Annotated in this window: 16 protein-coding genes and 1 tRNA gene; 5 read left to right on the top strand and 12 right to left on the bottom strand. The window is 42.4% G+C overall.

What is annotated here, in order from left to right; all coding sequences use genetic code 11:
* Positions 1-22: 22 nt before the first annotated feature.
* The 3 genes from ACK8P8_RS12460 to trpS all read right to left on the bottom strand — a co-directional run bounded on the left by ACK8P8_RS12460 (position 23) and on the right by trpS (position 2,293).
* Positions 23-157, bottom strand: a complete 135-nt coding sequence (locus tag ACK8P8_RS12460; RefSeq protein ID WP_410025958.1) for a hypothetical protein — start codon at positions 155-157, stop codon at positions 23-25.
* 502 nt (positions 158-659) lie between these two features.
* Positions 660-1,241 carry a Holliday junction branch migration protein RuvA gene (gene ruvA, locus ACK8P8_RS12455; protein ID WP_099290032.1) on the bottom strand — a complete coding sequence of 194 codons (582 nt, stop codon included), beginning with the start codon at positions 1,239-1,241 and terminating at the stop codon, positions 660-662.
* A gap of 68 nt (positions 1,242-1,309) precedes the next feature.
* The gene (gene trpS / locus ACK8P8_RS12450) at positions 1,310-2,293 is read right to left on the bottom strand and encodes a tryptophan--tRNA ligase (RefSeq protein ID WP_099290031.1); all 984 of its coding nucleotides are present in this window, start codon (positions 2,291-2,293) and stop codon (positions 1,310-1,312) included.
* Between the two features lie 283 nt (positions 2,294-2,576).
* Here trpS and ACK8P8_RS12445 point away from each other — a divergent pair, with 283 nt between their 5' ends.
* Positions 2,577-2,930 carry a DUF3276 family protein gene (locus ACK8P8_RS12445; RefSeq protein WP_099290030.1) on the top strand — a complete coding sequence of 118 codons (354 nt, stop codon included), beginning with the start codon at positions 2,577-2,579 and terminating at the stop codon, positions 2,928-2,930.
* 36 nt (positions 2,931-2,966) lie between these two features.
* Here ACK8P8_RS12445 and ACK8P8_RS12440 read toward each other — a convergent pair whose 3' ends face one another.
* The 7 genes from ACK8P8_RS12440 to ACK8P8_RS12410 all read right to left on the bottom strand — a co-directional run bounded on the left by ACK8P8_RS12440 (position 2,967) and on the right by ACK8P8_RS12410 (position 7,379).
* A complete protein-coding gene (locus ACK8P8_RS12440; RefSeq protein WP_099290029.1) occupies positions 2,967-3,434 on the bottom strand; it encodes a hypothetical protein in 468 nt (155 codons plus the stop codon).
* 26 nt (positions 3,435-3,460) lie between these two features.
* Positions 3,461-4,090 (bottom strand): orotate phosphoribosyltransferase, encoded by a 630-nt coding sequence (gene pyrE, locus ACK8P8_RS12435; protein WP_099290028.1) that lies wholly within the window; start codon positions 4,088-4,090, stop codon positions 3,461-3,463.
* A gap of 20 nt (positions 4,091-4,110) precedes the next feature.
* On the bottom strand, positions 4,111-5,133 hold the full coding sequence (locus tag ACK8P8_RS12430; protein WP_410025957.1) for an aminoglycoside phosphotransferase family protein: 1,023 nt from the start codon (positions 5,131-5,133) through the stop codon (positions 4,111-4,113).
* Positions 5,134-5,186: 53 nt separating this feature from the next.
* Positions 5,187-5,273: transfer RNA gene (locus ACK8P8_RS12425), tRNA-Leu, on the bottom strand.
* A gap of 64 nt (positions 5,274-5,337) precedes the next feature.
* Positions 5,338-6,096, bottom strand: coding sequence for an acyl-[acyl-carrier-protein] thioesterase (locus ACK8P8_RS12420; RefSeq protein WP_303182121.1), 759 nt, complete (start codon positions 6,094-6,096; stop codon positions 5,338-5,340).
* A gap of 104 nt (positions 6,097-6,200) precedes the next feature.
* Positions 6,201-7,211, bottom strand: coding sequence for a UDP-N-acetylmuramate dehydrogenase (murB, locus tag ACK8P8_RS12415; RefSeq protein WP_303182123.1), 1,011 nt, complete (start codon positions 7,209-7,211; stop codon positions 6,201-6,203).
* 30 nt (positions 7,212-7,241) lie between these two features.
* Entirely contained in the window at positions 7,242-7,379 is a 138-nt protein-coding gene (locus tag ACK8P8_RS12410) for a hypothetical protein (RefSeq protein WP_176554862.1), read from the bottom strand.
* Positions 7,380-7,393: 14 nt separating this feature from the next.
* Between ACK8P8_RS12410 and ACK8P8_RS12405 the strand changes: the two genes are divergently transcribed.
* Entirely contained in the window at positions 7,394-8,749 is a 1,356-nt protein-coding gene (locus ACK8P8_RS12405; protein WP_303182125.1) for a methyltransferase RsmF C-terminal domain-like protein, read from the top strand.
* A gap of 106 nt (positions 8,750-8,855) precedes the next feature.
* Here ACK8P8_RS12405 and ACK8P8_RS12400 read toward each other — a convergent pair whose 3' ends face one another.
* Both ACK8P8_RS12400 and ACK8P8_RS12395 read right to left on the bottom strand, forming a co-directional pair.
* Positions 8,856-10,817 carry a tetratricopeptide repeat protein gene (locus ACK8P8_RS12400; RefSeq protein WP_255301826.1) on the bottom strand — a complete coding sequence of 654 codons (1,962 nt, stop codon included), beginning with the start codon at positions 10,815-10,817 and terminating at the stop codon, positions 8,856-8,858.
* A 792-nt stretch (positions 10,818-11,609) separates the two neighbouring features.
* The gene (locus ACK8P8_RS12395) at positions 11,610-12,824 is read right to left on the bottom strand and encodes a Kelch repeat-containing protein (protein WP_303182127.1); all 1,215 of its coding nucleotides are present in this window, start codon (positions 12,822-12,824) and stop codon (positions 11,610-11,612) included.
* A gap of 232 nt (positions 12,825-13,056) precedes the next feature.
* Here ACK8P8_RS12395 and ACK8P8_RS12390 point away from each other — a divergent pair, with 232 nt between their 5' ends.
* The 3 genes from ACK8P8_RS12390 to ACK8P8_RS12380 are packed head-to-tail and all read left to right on the top strand — an operon-like array spanning position 13,057 to position 16,883.
* Positions 13,057-14,457 (top strand): DUF4270 family protein, encoded by a 1,401-nt coding sequence (locus ACK8P8_RS12390; RefSeq protein WP_369860592.1) that lies wholly within the window; start codon positions 13,057-13,059, stop codon positions 14,455-14,457.
* A 31-nt stretch (positions 14,458-14,488) separates the two neighbouring features.
* Entirely contained in the window at positions 14,489-15,760 is a 1,272-nt protein-coding gene (gene bamG / locus ACK8P8_RS12385; RefSeq protein ID WP_303181353.1) for a BamG family beta-barrel-assembly machinery protein, read from the top strand.
* A gap of 37 nt (positions 15,761-15,797) precedes the next feature.
* Positions 15,798-16,883: a TlpA disulfide reductase family protein gene (locus ACK8P8_RS12380; RefSeq protein ID WP_186977179.1), complete on the top strand. Its 1,086-nt coding sequence runs from the start codon at positions 15,798-15,800 to the stop codon at positions 16,881-16,883.
* The last annotated feature ends 28 nt before the right edge of the window (positions 16,884-16,911 follow it).

The following is a 16,911-nucleotide window of genomic DNA, read 5'->3' as shown; positions in this document are numbered from 1 at the left end:
CTTGCATGTGTTAAGCCTGTCGCTAGCGTTCATCCTGAGCCAGGATCAAACTCTTCATTGTAATAGTTAATTTCAGAAATTTTATTCCGGCAAGGGTCATGTGTTTCATGAATCCCGACATCTCGTCGGCTCGATTCACGCTCGCTACGTTGTTCATTTCAATATCTTAAAGAACTCTTCTTCTATCGTCTCCTATCGCCCCTCTATCCTGCCCTCCGGCCTTCATCGTGAAAGCGGCTGCAAAGGTAATGCTTATTTTTCAACCTCCAAATTTTTTCAAGCTTTTTTCAAAACTTTTTTTTCGGCGGTTTCTAAAACCTCTCGTTCCAGTATCTCGTTTAAGCTTCTCCCGTCGCCTGCCCTCTCTCTCGAAAGCGGGTGCAAAGATAAGCGAAGAAATTCCCTTTTTCCAAATTTTCTGACCACTATTTTTAAAGTTTTTTACAACAGACTAGATTGCAGCACGTTGGAAACATCAAACCCGACAACACCCCGGGGGATGTCTATCGTTGCTCTAGGGTAACAAGCGTGCAAAGACTCTCCTCCATCGAATCAAAAACGCTTACATGCGTTCATGCCACGAACATGCTACGTTTATGCTACGTTCATGGTATAGCCCAACCATAGGGAAAGGTTGGGCAAGGGAGAGGGAGACCTAATTACAAATGCTTAAGTGCCAATTTTATTAACTCTTCCACGGATTCCACTCTATTAGTAGCCAAAATTTTATCTAATGTTTTAGCCACCTGTGCCCGAGCAAAACCCAACATCACTAACGCTGCTTGAGCTTCCTCCCTAACGGCACTTGAAGGTAAATTAATACTCTCGACAGCAACGCCCTCTTTTCCGAGTTTATCTTTCAATTCAATAATCACGCGCTGGGCAGTCTTGATACCTATTCCCTTCACGCTCTTGATCGCGTTCACATTTTCCGTGAGAATTGCCCCGGTAATTTCCTCGACCGTCATAGAACTCAACATCACGTTTGCCGTGTTCGCTCCAATACCGGACACGGAAATCAAAGCCCGGAACAGCGTTCTCTCTTCTTTCGAGAAGAAACCATATAATAAATGTGCGTCTTCACGTACAATCTGATGAATATAAAGCATCACTTCCGACTGTGCGGCAATTTTCGAATACGTGTTCACCGAAACATGAATAGAATACCCTATTCCCCCGCAATCCACGATAGCACACGCCGGAGTTACTTCAACCAGAATCCCTTTTATATACTCATACATACAATTGAAAATTGAAAATTGAAAATTGAAAATGACGATGCACTTCAATTTTCAATTTTAGTCATTTACTAGCGAAAACCGATAAGTTTACGCACTTCTTTCATGGTAGCAGAAGCACTGGCACGGGCTTTTTCGGCTCCATCGGCAGCTACTTTATCCAAGTAATCCGTGTTGGCAGCATATTCCAGAATCCGCTCCCTGATCGGGGTACAGAAATTAACGATATCTTCCGCTAATTGCTTTTTCAAATCACCATAACGGATCTCGCAATTATTATATTTCTCGTCAAAATAATCATACACGTCTTTCGCGGACATGATTTCCAACAACGTGAACAGATTGCGAATAACTTCAGGTTTCTCGCTATTCGGCTCCGTGGGTCCGCTATCGGTAACGGCTTTCATCACTTTCTTGCGAATTGTCGCGGCATCGTCGATAAGATAAATCGCGTTCCCCTCTGATTTTCCCATCTTCCCCGAACCATCCAGTCCCGGGATCTTTATTCCTTCCCCAGTGTAAGAGAATGAAGCCGGCTCCGGAAATAATTCATATCCATATATCGTGTTGAAACGACGAGCGAATTTCCTCGCCATCTCCATGTTTTGCTCCTGATCTTTACCCACCGGCACTTTGTGTGCCTTATGTATAATAATGTCTGCAGCCATCAAAGTAGGATAAGTCAGCAAACCGGCATTAACGTTATCCGGCTGTTTACGCGCTTTTTCCTTAAACGTGGTAGTACGTTCCAACTCCCCGAGATAAGCATTCATATTTAAAAAGAGATACAACTCCAAAATCTCTTTTATATCACTTTGCACGTAAATGGTAGCTTTTTCCGGATCCAAACCGCAAGCCAGATACTCTGCCAGAATCTTCCGCACGTTCTCCACCACGTTCCCCGGGTGAGGGTGTGTCGTCAACGAGTGCCAATCTGCAATAAAAAAGAAGCATTTGTACTCATCCTGCATTTTCAGAAAATTCTTCATCGCTCCAAAATAGTTCCCCAGATGCAAATTACCCGTGGGTCTGATTCCACTTACTACTGTTTCCATTGTTTACTTGATATTTACAATTATACACTACAAAGATACGCTTTTATTCTTTCCGTACAATAATTTCTATTTCGTTCCGATAAAACGCTCCCTTTAAAATACACAATAATATGTTATATATCAATATTTTATATAGCAAAAGAACATACACGTGTAATCTCAAACGTTTTCACACAACTAAGATATTGATAGACAGAGGTAAAAAAAAGTTCCAAAAAACGATGTTGTTGGTTTATTTTTTCTACTTTTGGTGCGCAAAGTCTAATTAAAATTTTAATTTAACATGGAAGGTTACGAAAAGAATGAAGGTATGGAAATGAATGATCGGGACGAGATCTATTCAAAACCGGTGAGAGCGGGAAAAAGGACTTATTTTTTTGACGTGAAAGCTACTCGTAATAACGATTACTATCTGACGATTACCGAGAGCAAGAAAAAATTTGATAAAGACGGTTCTCAAAATTACGAAAAGCACAAGATCTTTTTATACAAGGAAGACTTTGATAAATTCGCGGAAGGGTTGGATGAAGCTGTCGCTTATATCAAAGCAGCACTTAACGGAGAAACAATGGAGATCAGTGAAGAAGTTGAGGTAAACGAATTTGATGACATTGATTTTGACGATTTAGCAAAATAAATAAAAAAGCTCTTCGGTTATCGAAGAGCTTTTTCTTTATTTCATATACCCGTAAGGGATCTTTGCAAGGCCTTCCGCCAACTGCTGGATACCTTTTTCCAGTTTACCTTTCAAAAGCATCTTGAACATCATATTCAACTCTGCCTCAAAAGTAATTTTCATACGTGTATCGTAAGGACCGTTACTCAACAATTGAATCCACAGGTCGAAGTCAAAAGGCACTCTGCCATCTCCTTTGATCTTGATCAATTTCGGCTCCTCTCTCTCCACGATCTGCAATCCCATTTCACCAAGACCTTCCACCATAAACGTGCAAGTATCTTCCGTCGTTCTCACGTCCTTTATCTTGCTGGCTATCTCCGGCATTCCCTGTTGCTGCCCCGCACCCATCTTGGCGGCCATTTCGAACATTGAACCGAACTTGGCAAAATTGGAAAGAAACGCATACACGTCATCTATGGCACTGTTTATTTTTTGAACCTCACTAACAACTCGTGTAGCCATATACTCAATATTTAAAATACACGAAATTATTTGTAAGTTTCCGGACTAACTCTCCACTCCTTCAATTTTGCCACTTCTTCCGCTTTCACGTACCCGCTCTTCTGTGCCAAATCGATCATGGCATTGTAATTACTCAACGTGTCCAACTCGCAATGAGCGTTAGCAAAATTATCTATCGCTTTCTGGAACCCGTAAGTAAAGATAGCCACCATACCCAACACTTCACAACCGGCATTCCGCAACGCTTCCACGGCTTGCAGACTGGAACCTCCGGTTGAAACCAAATCCTCGACAACGACCACTTTTTGTCCGGCCTTATACTCTCCTTCTATCAAATTTTCCAATCCATGACTTTTCGCCGCAGAACGTATATACACGAACGGCAATCCCATTTCTTGAGCCACCAACGCACCCTGTGCAATCGCCCCGGTAGCCACCCCGGCAATCAATTCGACTTGCGGGTATTTCGCGCGAATTAATTCCACGAACTGATCCCGAATGTAAGTCCGCACCTCCGGGTAAGACAAAGTCTTACGATTATCACAATAGATCGGTGATTTCCAGCCGGATGCCCAAGTGAAAGGATGATTAGGCTCTAATTTTATCGCTTTGATTTGTAGCAAATGTGACGCTACTTGTTCTGCAACAGTACTCATATCTGTTTTATATTTAATAGTTATTCATTTATTTCAACACGCGAAGGTACAAAGTATTTTTCAAAAGCCATTCCTATAACTCGCCGAATCTCGGGATAATCCTCACCCAACTTTCCACTCTCGAACAAACGGCTAATTCCTTGCAATCCCGGAATAATGGAATCGACAAAATGCCGTTTCCCCTCGTGCAAGCCCCGTAACCCGAATGCTCCCATCGCTTGTAACAAACGAATTAAAACGAAATGATAATACAAATCACGAAATCTTGTATCTTTATCGAATACCTCCAGATTCCCTATATAATAATCCAATAATTCTTCTTTCTGCCTTTCCGGCATTTTCACCACGGCATCATAAAGCAACGAGGCTACATCATAGTGTAGCGCTCCTTGCCGACCACCTTGATAGTCGATAAAATACACCTCATCCCGAAGCACCATGATATTTCTGGATTGAAAATCCCGAAACATAAAGTGTCCAGTATCCGCGACCAATAATGTTTTTGTCAGAAGTTCAAAATCATCTTCCAATTTATCCTCGTCCGCCTCGACTCCCGCCAAACGCAAAAAACAATATTTAAAGTAATTCAAATCCCAACGGATACAACGTTCGTCAAAAACAGGGCGAGGCAAACAACCCGTGTAATCCAACCCCTCATGTCCGAACAGCTGAAACCGCAACAACTCGTCCAACGCTTTCCGGTACAGGTTCATCGCGTGCTCGTTCAACATCTCGCCCTCCCGTTCCCGCTCCACGACATCCAGTAACATGTCACGTCCCAAATCCTGTTGCAAGTAAACCTTCCCGTCATCCGACACCCGGTAAACTTCCGGGACATGCAAATCTTTCGTTTTAAAATGACGCGTGAAGTCTATAAACAACTTATTCTCCCGCAAGTTTTCGTGATATACCCCCACGTAACTTCCCTCGCTATCTTGAATCCGATAGTATTTTCTACTGGAACCTGAAAGCGGAAGCGCTTCCACATGATAATCAATTCCTCCCTTGTAACGCTCGAATAGTTCTATTACCTGCTCTTTCATAACGCTTTATATTAAAAAAAGGAAACCGATACTCCCATATCGGTTTCCTTTCATGGTGCCCAGAACAAGACTCGAACTTGCACAGCCGAACGGCCACTACCACCTCAAAGTAGCGTGTATACCAATTTCACCACCTGGGCATTTTTCTTTTGACGGTGCAAATATACACATTTTATCCTTACAAAGAAAAAACTCGGCAATTTTTTAATCAAGATTTTTTTCCCACGTGCTAACGGCAAAGCAATGAGTCTTATCGCCTGCTTCATTTCTCACCCGATGATAAACCTTCACTTTTCCATCATCTTCAGTCACGTGGTTTTCCGCGTTGACTCTGCTATCCGGCAGCACCTCGTGCTCGTAAACAATCTCCAACTCCCTTAATCCATGCTCTTTCAAAAACACGTAAGATAACGAATTCGTTACCCAACGCACGTACGTTGCTTGTGTCACATGTTTGTTAAAATCAATATTATCGTATGTCGCCGTGAAGCAACGGGAATTTTCGTATTCCTCCGGCATATTTTTAGTATCCAACTCAAAAGGAATTTCCCGAACGACATCCACGCAGGAAGCGGCATTCTCGGTGACACACGCGGGCAATCGTACCGGACGACGACGATTGATATCTATCACCATCCATTCCGAAGTCGCACGAATCAAGAGATCTCCTTTTCCCGAGAACATGCTGAAATCGCGAAGGGCAAACAAACGGTCAATACCGGAAGGCCACGTTTCCAACGTCACGATTTCCTCCTGCTCCGGCATTCGGTTCACGATAATACGCAACTTATGCAGCATCCATGTCAATCCTTGGGTATTCAACGTGGGCACATCAAACCCCAATAACAAAGTCTGCCCGTTCGCCACATCATTAAACAAATCGCAAAGCGACTTCACTATCAAACGTCCTTGCAAATCCGTGTAATGCCCCCGAATCTTTATTTCTTCCGAATACTTCACCATTTTAATTTTAGATTTTAAATTTTAGATTTTAGATTCCTGCCACACAAGGCTAACGCTCACTGATTTAATTTTTTTTCAAATCAAAAATCGTAAATCATAAATCACTAAATAACATAGACTTCCGGCTCCAACCAAACTCCGAATTTGAGAAACACGGATTTCTTTATTTCGTTAGCCAAGTGAGCAATTTCTATGCCACTTGCCCCTCCTTTATTCACTAGCACAAGAGCCTGCCTGTCATGTACGGCGGCATTCCCGATGCCTTTCCCCTTCCATCCGGATATCTCTATCAACCATCCCGCGGCTAATTTCACATGCTCATCATCCACCGGATAAATCGGCATCCCCGGGTTCTCCGCCAATAGGGCATCTGCCGCTTTTCGTTCAACTACCGGATTTTTAAAAAAACTTCCGGCATTCGGTAACACGTTCACATCAGGCAACTTTGCCTCCCGTATCCGTATAATTGCCTCCCGTACTGCCTTTAACGTAACTTCTCCCGCGCGGGTTACTTCATCCCGCACACTTCCATACTGCAACCGGAAAACAGGTTGCCTCGTCAGTCGAAATGTCACGTAAGTCACCACGTGGCGGTTCTTCCACTCGTGTTTAAATATCGAATCCCGGTAACCGAACCGACACTCGGCAGCGTCGAACTTCACTTTCTCGGCCTTCACGATATCCACCGCCTCCACCATCGCGATGCACTCTCCCGCTTCCACCCCGTAAGCCCCGATATTCTGTACCGGAGTAGCCCCGACATGCCCGGGAATCAAGGAAAGATTCTCTATTCCCCCGTAGCCGTGTTCTACCGCCCAAGCCACGAAATCGTCCCAAATGACACCACTCCCCACGCGCACGAGAACGTCGTGTTCATTTTCCTCCACAATCTCGTACCCCTGCATCATCGGGTAAAAAACAACCCCATCAAAGTCTTCCGTGAAAAGAAAATTACTCCCGCCTCCCAAAATCAACACTTCCTCGGGCTTCAACTCGTAAGAGCCGACAAACTCCAGCAAATCCTCTTCCTTCTCGCATCTCACGAAATACTTACACGCCGCATCTATATGAAATGTATTATATTCCCTTAAATTAAAATTCTCGTAAATCTCCACTGTCTTCTAATTTTAATTTTCAAATTCAGCCTACTCGCATTCCTCGCCTCCTTCTCCCCTTCTTCTTATCCCGAACGAAGTATATAAAATCTTTATATCTACAATAACTAAACTCTTCCCGGCAAAGTTAAAACATATCAACAAATAAATCATTAAATTTGTCGCCATAATCCAAAATGTTTATGATTTCATTACCACCAGCATTTATCGAGCGCATGAACCGAATCATGGGGAACGAGTCGGAAGTTTTTTTTGAAGCGTTAAACTCCCCCTCTCCGGCAACAATCCGGGTAAACCCAGCGAAGACAGTAACACCCCTTCCTTTCCCCGAATTAATTGACGGGCAAGTACCGTGGTGTTCCGATGCCTACTATTTGAGAGAACGTCCGGTCTACACGCTTGATCCTTATTTGCATGGCGGTGTCTATTACGTGCAGGAAGCCTCTTCCATGTTTCTACAGTTCGTGTTTCGGCAAATCGCCGTGGATAAGCCCCTCCGGGTACTGGATCTATGTGCCGCTCCCGGGGGAAAATCAACACTGTTGGCAGCCAATCTCCCGACAGGCTCCCTGCTGGTTTCCAACGAGGTAATCAAATCAAGAGCCTCCATATTAAAAGAAAACATTATAAAATGGGGATTCGATAATATCGTGGTCACGAACAGTGACCCCGCTCGTTTCTCGGGGATGAAAGGAGCGTTCGACATCATTCTGGTAGATGCCCCCTGCTCCGGCGAAGGCATGTTCAGGAAAGATGAAAAAGCCATCGAGGAATGGAGCGAAAACAACCTGCGCCTGTGTGAAGAACGACAAAAACGGATTATAGCGGACATATGGGATGCCCTTGCACCCGAAGGTTATCTGGTGTACAGCACCTGTACCTACAATCCCGGCGAAAACGAAGACATGCTTTCATGGGTACTCGACAATTTCGAGGCCGAATCCGTCGAAGTCCAACACGACTACCCGGGAATAATCCCCACCCCGACATCCGTTCACGGCTATCATTTCTATCCCCATAAATCTGCCGGAGAAGGTTTATTCATGGGTGTTATCCGAAAAAAAGACGGACAACCGTTTACCTTGAAAAAGGAAAAACGGAGTTCTCAAAACCAGACGCCCAAACTCCCGACCGACATCTTGCCGCTTTTACCGGATATCGCGAACCACACGCCCTATCTGGCAGGAAGCACGCTCGGCATTATCCCCGCCCGTCACGCGGAATTCATCCAATATCTGGAATCCAAAGCGGGCGTTATCTACAAAGGTTGCGAGATAGGCGAATCCGTCAAAGGCACAACACGCCCGGCACATTCGTTGGCTATGCTCCACAATCTTCAGATACAGCACATCACCCGCCAAGAAGTAGACCTCCCCACCGCCCTCCAATACTTACGCAAGGAAGACATTCGTTTCGATGCCCCAAGAGGAGCGTGGGTTTTAATCATGTACCAAGGCATCGCACTCGGCTGGGTAAAAGAAGCCGGCAATCGCCTGAACAACTATTACCCGAAAGAGTGGAGAATTAAACGATTTTAGATTTTAGATTTACGATTTTAGATTGAAGGATTCGGTGATTAACAAAAATAACCTGTAACCTGCAACTTGTCGCAGGCAAATTCAACCTGCAACTTATCAAACGTTATTACTCCTCCACGGAACAATAACGTTTGATAATACTGTAAGCATCCGTCAGCCCAAGTTCGCCCGCCTTACTCAAATCCACGTTGGCAGCACTTTTATCTCCTTGATAGATATGCAATAACCCGCGGTTAAAATAAGCTTCGGCAATATCTTTATCCAGTTCCAAGACTTTCGTGTACATATCGATAGCCTCTTTTATCTTCCCGCTCTTGGCATACACGTTAGCAATATTGAACATGGCAAAAGCGAAATCCGGATCAATCTCCAGACACTTATTATTACCTTCCAGCACGAGTGAATAATCCACCACGCGTTTCACTTTCTCTTCCTCACCCACCACACGAGAAGTCTTTTCTTCAATCGACTCGATATAATCGTACATTTTCGCCCGTGCACTAGCCAAATTCATTAAAGCGAACAAATGTTTCGGGTCACGTTCCACTACCGTCTTGAAATCCTCTATGGCCTTCGTGTAATCCCCGCGGTTCAAGTACAACGAACCTCTCAACAGCAACGCGTCCACGTCACTTCTGTTCTTCCGAATCTTGGAAGATAACGTTTCAATATACTCATCCTCGAATTCCCTCGGGTAATCGAAGCGTTTGTTGGATATCGTCAACGCCGGGTTATAATTATGCTCTTGGTTAAACTTCATAATCCGCTTGTCGAAATACTGCACTTTCCCTTTGCGCAAGGTATCTAAAGCCAAATATTGCACGACAAACATATCCTGTAACTCGATAATCACGTTTCTATCCTGTATACGCCCGTTGATCACGTCCTTCATCCGATCATCCCGGGAGTTTATATCTATCAACCGCCGGAAATTTTCCGTCGTATCAACCAACGCGTTTTTATCCCCCTCTTGCATCCTCTTGTAGCGATCCATGATCTCCTCCGCTTTATACCTGTCCTGTCGGGCTGAAGCGAAATCGTCCATCTCACCGCTCACCGCGGCTCTTGCCAGATAAGCTTTCACGAAATCAGGATACAGCGAGATACTTTCAGAGAAGTCATTGTAAGCTCCGGTATAATCCCGAATCTCCATTTTCAACAATCCCCGGTTAAAATAAATCAATATATTATCCGGGTTCATCTCCAACACTTGATCGAGATCATCAATAGCCTTATTCGTCTCCCCGATCTCCGCTCTCAACAATGCCCGGTTGTAATAAGCGTAAGCATAGGTGCTATCCACCTTCAACACGGCAGTATAATCTTCCATCGCCTCCGGGAATTTTTTCATCTCGTACCACGTGATGGCGCGGCTCATTAATATACGCTTGTTCTGCGGGTTAATCTTCAACGCCTTATTATAATCCTCGATAGCATCATGATACTTTTTCTCTTTAAAATGCAAGTAGCCCCGCAACCCGTAAGCATCATCCGAGAACATATTCAATTTGATCGCCATATTGCAATCCTCGATAGCTCCCTCCCAATCGTCCAGCTTCTCCCGCATAATCGCGCGATTCAGGTAAGCCGGCAACAACTCTTTATCTATAATCAACGCCTTCGAATAATCTTTCTCCGCGCTCTTGTAGTCACCCATATCCGCCTCCGTTATCGCCCGGTTGGCATAAACGTATGCCTCTCCCGGGTTAATCGAGATAGCCGTGTTGTAATCATTCATGGCATCCTCGTACCGCTTCATGTTGTGGTAAGCGATACCCCGGTACATGTAAGCATGGAAATAATTCGGGTTCAACTCTATCGCCTCCGTGTAATCCCGTATCGCACCCTCGAAATCGTCCAAGTTCAGCTTCGCCAATCCCCGGAAAAAATACGGTTCCGATAAACGAGGCTTCACCCGAAGGATATTGTTGAAATTCTCTATCGCACTCACGTAATCATCAAACATGATCGCACTCTTCCCCGCGCGCAACATATTCGCCGTGTTCCACTGTGCCGACACTCCCAAGGTCGCCAAACAGAAAAATATAATAATACTAAACTTCTTCATCCGGAATAATATCAATATTTGGGGCATAAAGATAATAAAAATTCTTACTAGCACATGTATCTAATAAATACCTCACCAATAAAAATGGATAAATAAACCGAACGAGTCCTTCTCTCGTTCTTGTTTCGTTGTTGCCCCGATGTTGCGACAGTAAACATTGAGGCAACAACGAAATAAAAACGGGAAATAAATGAACAGGAGAACTTATCTGTTGAGTCATTCTACTTTTCTATTCCGGCATTTTTGTTCAAACACAACACATCCGTTTATCCGGCAATAACCTAAGGTACTCCTACCCCAATAATACCTCTCGGCACTTACCACCCGCTAGTACATCCCTTGCGTCACCCTTCTCGACTGGGGATGAAACAGTAAATAAAGTAACCAGTAAGCGACATGAAGTATTATTAGGATAGGATTAGGATTGAATGCTCCTGAATATACAGAAAATCCACTGTAAAACCGGAGAAGATTATCCCTAATAATCCTCCTTTTCCGTTCTCGCTCCATTTCCCCTGTTATGTTGGCATATAAAAGATTATAGCAACATAAGAGTGGGAACAAGACACAAACGAACGGGAGAGATTATTACACCGAATTTACCACGGCTTCAGTACGGCTTTTCTGTTTTAACATATGCTTTGTTGACAAGAAAAATATCCACACACCCTTTCTGTTTCCAAAAATTCATGATAAAATGCTTTAACCAAACAACTTTGTCATAACATTACTCAAAAAAATAGAGGGTGTATTAAGTACACCCTCTATTAACCTTGTAAAAAATATTCTACATTAGAAGTTGTTATCCACAGCATAATCATTTGCACGATCTTCTTTCACATCCGGAATAAATCTCCAAGTATCAGCCATAAACCCACTATTGGCATCAATAGTAGCAGCACCTAAGGAGAAAAAGCCATAACCATCAACTGTAAAACCAACTGCACCTACAACCGTTGCATAATATGTAGAAGGAAGACTTTCCATCTGATGCCATTGATCCTTTTCATGGTTATATCTCCAAACCGTGTTTGAATTACTTCCAATTCCTGTTGCTATATAAGCATAAGCTTTTCCATTAGAACCTTTATCTGAAATAAAAGATACAGCGTATCTACGAGGAATACGAGGATAATCCTTATCTTGTTTAACTCCCGGTTTATCCGTCAAAGCCTGCATCGGACTCCAACTCTTTGTTTTAAAATCAAATTTAGAAACATCATACACCATTCCCCCGCTACCGGCTCCCATGGTAGATGCACCTAAACAAACATAAGCGGCATCGTTAATCACGAAAGCCGTACCGCCATAACGAGCTTCACCGATGAAATCAATTTCAGTCCACTCGCCTTTTCCTCCATTTCCATTCGGGTCAAAACGATAAAAATCCTTGAACACACGGTCATTTTCACCGGCTCCTGTTCCCACGTACCCGTAAGTGCCATCACTAAACGCCACGGCATCACGACGTCCTAACGCACCCACTGGCAACTCAGTGTAAAAATCCTCTTTAGAATCCCATTCACGAGTTTCCATGTTAAAACGATAGAAATCTTTAAAATACGTTCTAACTCTACTTTCAGGAGAAGTTGTTGCACCCGTATATGTACTTACATATCCAGTTCCCACGTAAGCGTATTTTCCAATCACGAAAGCAACAGCAGAATGACGACCATTACCATTCTTATACGTTTTGTCTGGATTTGTATCATCAGGTCCCGGGTTTTCATCTGCCGGAAATCCTTTTCCTTCTGGGAAAACCACTTCTTTCCAAGACCTATTTTCAAAAACATACATATCGCTGAATTCTTCACCTCGCGCTCCATACCCCAACCCAACGAATACTACTTTATTTTCGCCTTCTCCATATTCAAAACAAACTGAAGACTGACGGGGAGCACCACTGAATTGAGTTGCCTTTGACCAGTCTCCTAAATGATCATCATCATCACATGCTGTAATGAATAAGCCTAAAATAGCCAGAACCAATAAATTAAATGTTCTCATACTTGTTTATTTAACTAAAGTTTATTATTATTCTTCGTATCAATTTATCATCATTTCACGAAATCAGTAGGCAAAACTACACATTAAAAAAACAAATCCAATAAAAAAACGGACGAAATATATCATGTTTCTCTTTTTTTCAAGTTATTCAGATAAAATGAGGGAGGCATTTGTCGTTTTTTTGGAAAATAGTTATACCTTCGCATCTTGATTTAATCAATAAAAATAAAAGATGAGAATACTTTTTCTGGCAAGCCTTTTCGTTGCTTTACTTTCTTGCAACAATGACCTAAATACCATTGGGGACACGATGATTCCCGCCGAGGGTTTTATCGAGATCCAGTCTTTTGATATAACGGAAACATCTACAGTTCGTTTAGATTCTTTTCCCACGGATCTCTACACTTTATCCTCTGTAATGAATTCAAGCCGACTCTCCTTGGGACATATAAAAGATATGTACACCGGAGAGGTTACCGCTACCCCTTATTTCCAAATAGCCAGTAGCGGAATAACGAAAATTGACGTAGACAAAGGATATATTTACGACTCCTTGACCATGAATTTCCCGTTTGACTACACGTCAATGAAATTAATTGCCGGAGATACTGTTAATATGCAAACATACACGCTGTATAGACTCAATGAATACCCTAAAATTAATTATGATGAACCTGCCATATTTAATACAGACAGTATGCTCTATGATACAGACAAACCGTTGGCAGAAAAATTAAACATACGGTTTGACAATGATTATTTCAACAACCCGGGACTTGGAAACCGGAATGCATATTTCAAACTAAGCGATGAACTAGGACGTGAAATTTTCGATCGGATGCAAGCACAAGATCCTATTTTTGAAAGACCGATGGATTTTATCCGCGATTTCATTAAAGGATTGACAATCGTTCCATCCTCGACCAACACAGTATTAGTTCCGATTGATATATCTCAAGCAGCATTGATCTGCCACTATCATGCGGGTAGCGACCAAAGTACAGGAAGTTTTTCTTTACCAGCACTTGCTACAATAAATTCATCTTTAGGCTCTTATTTCTCATTCACGAATATCAAACATACTCCCACTCCATGGTTAGAGGGAGTAAATTGGAAGGACTCCATTCCATTCTCCGTAAATGGACAAGCAGTAGTCCAAGGGATGAACGGTTATGCACTCAAGATAAAGCTACCCTACATCGCCAATAATGATGCGTATAAAACAATATTAAAAGCTGAAATTGTTTTGAAACCAATTGTCGGAAACGCTGAAGATATTCCGGAATTGAAAAACACCACGCTTCAGGTCTTCAGTTTAGACCGCAACGGACGTTTGAGATCTGCATTAACAGACATAGCAGGTAATTCAGTGACTGCGACATTACAGGCAAATCCTGACTATCAAGATTCTAAATCATACGTGATTGATATTACCGATTATTACAATTCAGTAGTCACCTCTGCTTCCGATATAGATCCCCAACTAAATCTGTTGATTGGATTAGCAGGCGTACCCCGACAAATCGGATATGATGAAACACTCACTATGGTTGGAGCAGTTGCAACAACTTTTGACCGCATTGTGATTGATAAAACTCCGATTTTACGAATTTACTACGCCAATTACAAGTAATTTAAGTACTCTCTTTTGTTATTAACGGATTATGAAAAATATATTTATAAGTTTCGCTTTACTACTTTTTTTATCCACAAGTTTGTTGGGACAGAATAATTCCGGAACACCTTATTCTAAATACGCACTCGGCTTATTACCTGATAATTACGGTGCATACACGGCAATGGGAGGTATTTCTGCCGCTATGCGTGATAATTACAATATCAATTTTTTAAATCCCGCTTCATATACAGCATTAGATTCCAACCGTTTCTATTTCCAATTGGGAATAACAGGTGAACACGTGGATATCTCAACTTATAAACAACACGCAACTTACAAGGTGGCTCAAAACGCTTCCGTAAACATGGCTTTCCGCATTTATAACAAACTATTCATGTCATTGGGATTAACCCAACGCTCAGACCGAGGATTCGATTTGTATTACACCTACCCAGTCAGCGGAGCCGATCCTTACTACCCAGTATATTCTTTACAGCAACTAGAAGGCCAAGGTGGATTAAATGAATTTTATATTGGAGGTGGTTATCAATTAGGGAAACTTTCTTTAGGCTTAAATGTTTCTTACATTTTTGGCAAAATAGAAGACCGCCTAACCTTGATAATGCAACCTATGACAAGTGGTTATTACTTGAAAACACAAACGCTAACTCATCTACAAGGAGCTTTATTCACTTTAGGAGCACAATTACCTATAAAAATCAAAAATAAATCGGAAATTACACTAGGTACAAGTTTCAATTTCGGGACTCCGTTACACGGGCGTAAAACATATCTTGCTAACAAAATTAGTAATACCAGTGGACAATATTATACTCTAAACGATGAAGCTTGGAATAACGGGAAGGTATTTTACCCGTTCAGAATTATTGCCGGAGCAGCTTATCAATACGACAAAAAGTGGTTCTTCTCCGGTGATTATACTTTCCAAAAAATGTCTGCTTACGAGGAATTTGATGCTGAAAAAGAATTCAATAATTACCACAAAATAGCCGTAGGGACTTCTTTTCAACCCAATGCATTAGGACGTTACTGGTGGCAAAGAAATAAATATATGGCAGGTGGTTATTTCACTAAATCCCATCTGAATTTCAATTCAACCAATATCAACACCTATGGAGTAACTGTCGGCTCGCAAATTCCTATCCGTTTACCTTACCAAGAACTGATGCTAGGAGTTGCCGTGGACTTCGGAGTGAGAGGTACGCACCGTAATAACCAGATCATGGAAAAATACGTAAAACTAAGAATAAACATTGCCTTTAAAGAGTTGTGGTTTATGAAAGCCAAGATTAATTAATGGCATATTAAATATCTATTTAAGAAAACTAAAACACATGAAAAAGATTTTATTATCAATCGTTGCTGCTAGTATGACTCTTGCAGCATGCAACGCACAAAGCGGTTTCAAAGTAACCGGAAACGTTCAAGGGATACAAGTTCCTAAAGCTGCACTTGTAACTTTCGCGGATAACAAAGTGGATACTTTGGCTAAAGCAGATATCGCTAACGGCGCTTTCGAATTCACTGGTAAAGTGGACGGAATCACCGCGGCTTATATCGTTTTCCCCGGTCAACAAGGCGGTATTCCGGTTATGCTTGAAAACACAAACATCACGGTAAACGCGGATCAATCCGGCTTGAAAATAGAAGGTGGTGAGGCTCAAAAATTGTTCAACCAATTCTCAGAGATCAACCAAGGCATCATGCAAGAGCAAATGAGATTAAACGGCGAATATCAAGCAGCCGCTCAATCTCAAGATCAAGCTAAAATGCAAGCTATCCAAGAGGAATTTGGTAAAATCGTTGAAGCCGCTCAAGCAAAAGAACTTGAATTGCTCAAAGCTAACTCTGACACTTATGTAGCCGCTTTCGTGATTGCATCTGCCATGGGACAAATGGAATACGAGCAATTGAAAGAAAGATTCGCTCTCCTTGGCGAAAATGCAAAAGCAAGCACTCAAGGAAAAGCGATCGCTGACCAAATCGCTAAACTGGAAAAAACGGCTGTCGGACAAGTTGCCCCGAACTTCACGGTTACAACCCCGGAAGGAGAATCTATTTCACTGTATGACATCAAAGGTAAAGTGAAATTAGTTGATTTCTGGGCATCATGGTGTGGTCCCTGCCGCGGAGAGAACCCGAATGTTGTTGCTCTTTACAAAGAATATCAACCGAAAGGCTTGGAAATCTTCGGTGTTTCTTTAGATAACAACAAAGAAGCTTGGGTAAAAGCAATCGCTGACGACGGTTTGATCTGGAAACATGGTTCAGACTTGAAAGGTTGGCAATCCGAACCGGCTAAATTATATAGCATTACCGGTATTCCCGCGACATTATTGTTAGACGAGAACAACAAGATTATCGCCAAAAATTTGAGAGGCGAAGCATTGAAGCAAAAAGTTGCTGAACTGTTGAAATAATCTATTCGGTTAGTATAGAAAAGTGCGG

This window comes from Butyricimonas muris (assembly GCF_046365375.1).
Classification (GTDB): domain Bacteria; phylum Bacteroidota; class Bacteroidia; order Bacteroidales; family Marinifilaceae; genus Butyricimonas; species Butyricimonas muris.
The sequence above is the reverse complement of the archived record's forward strand: the minus strand, read 5'-3'. Positions and strand labels throughout refer to the sequence as shown.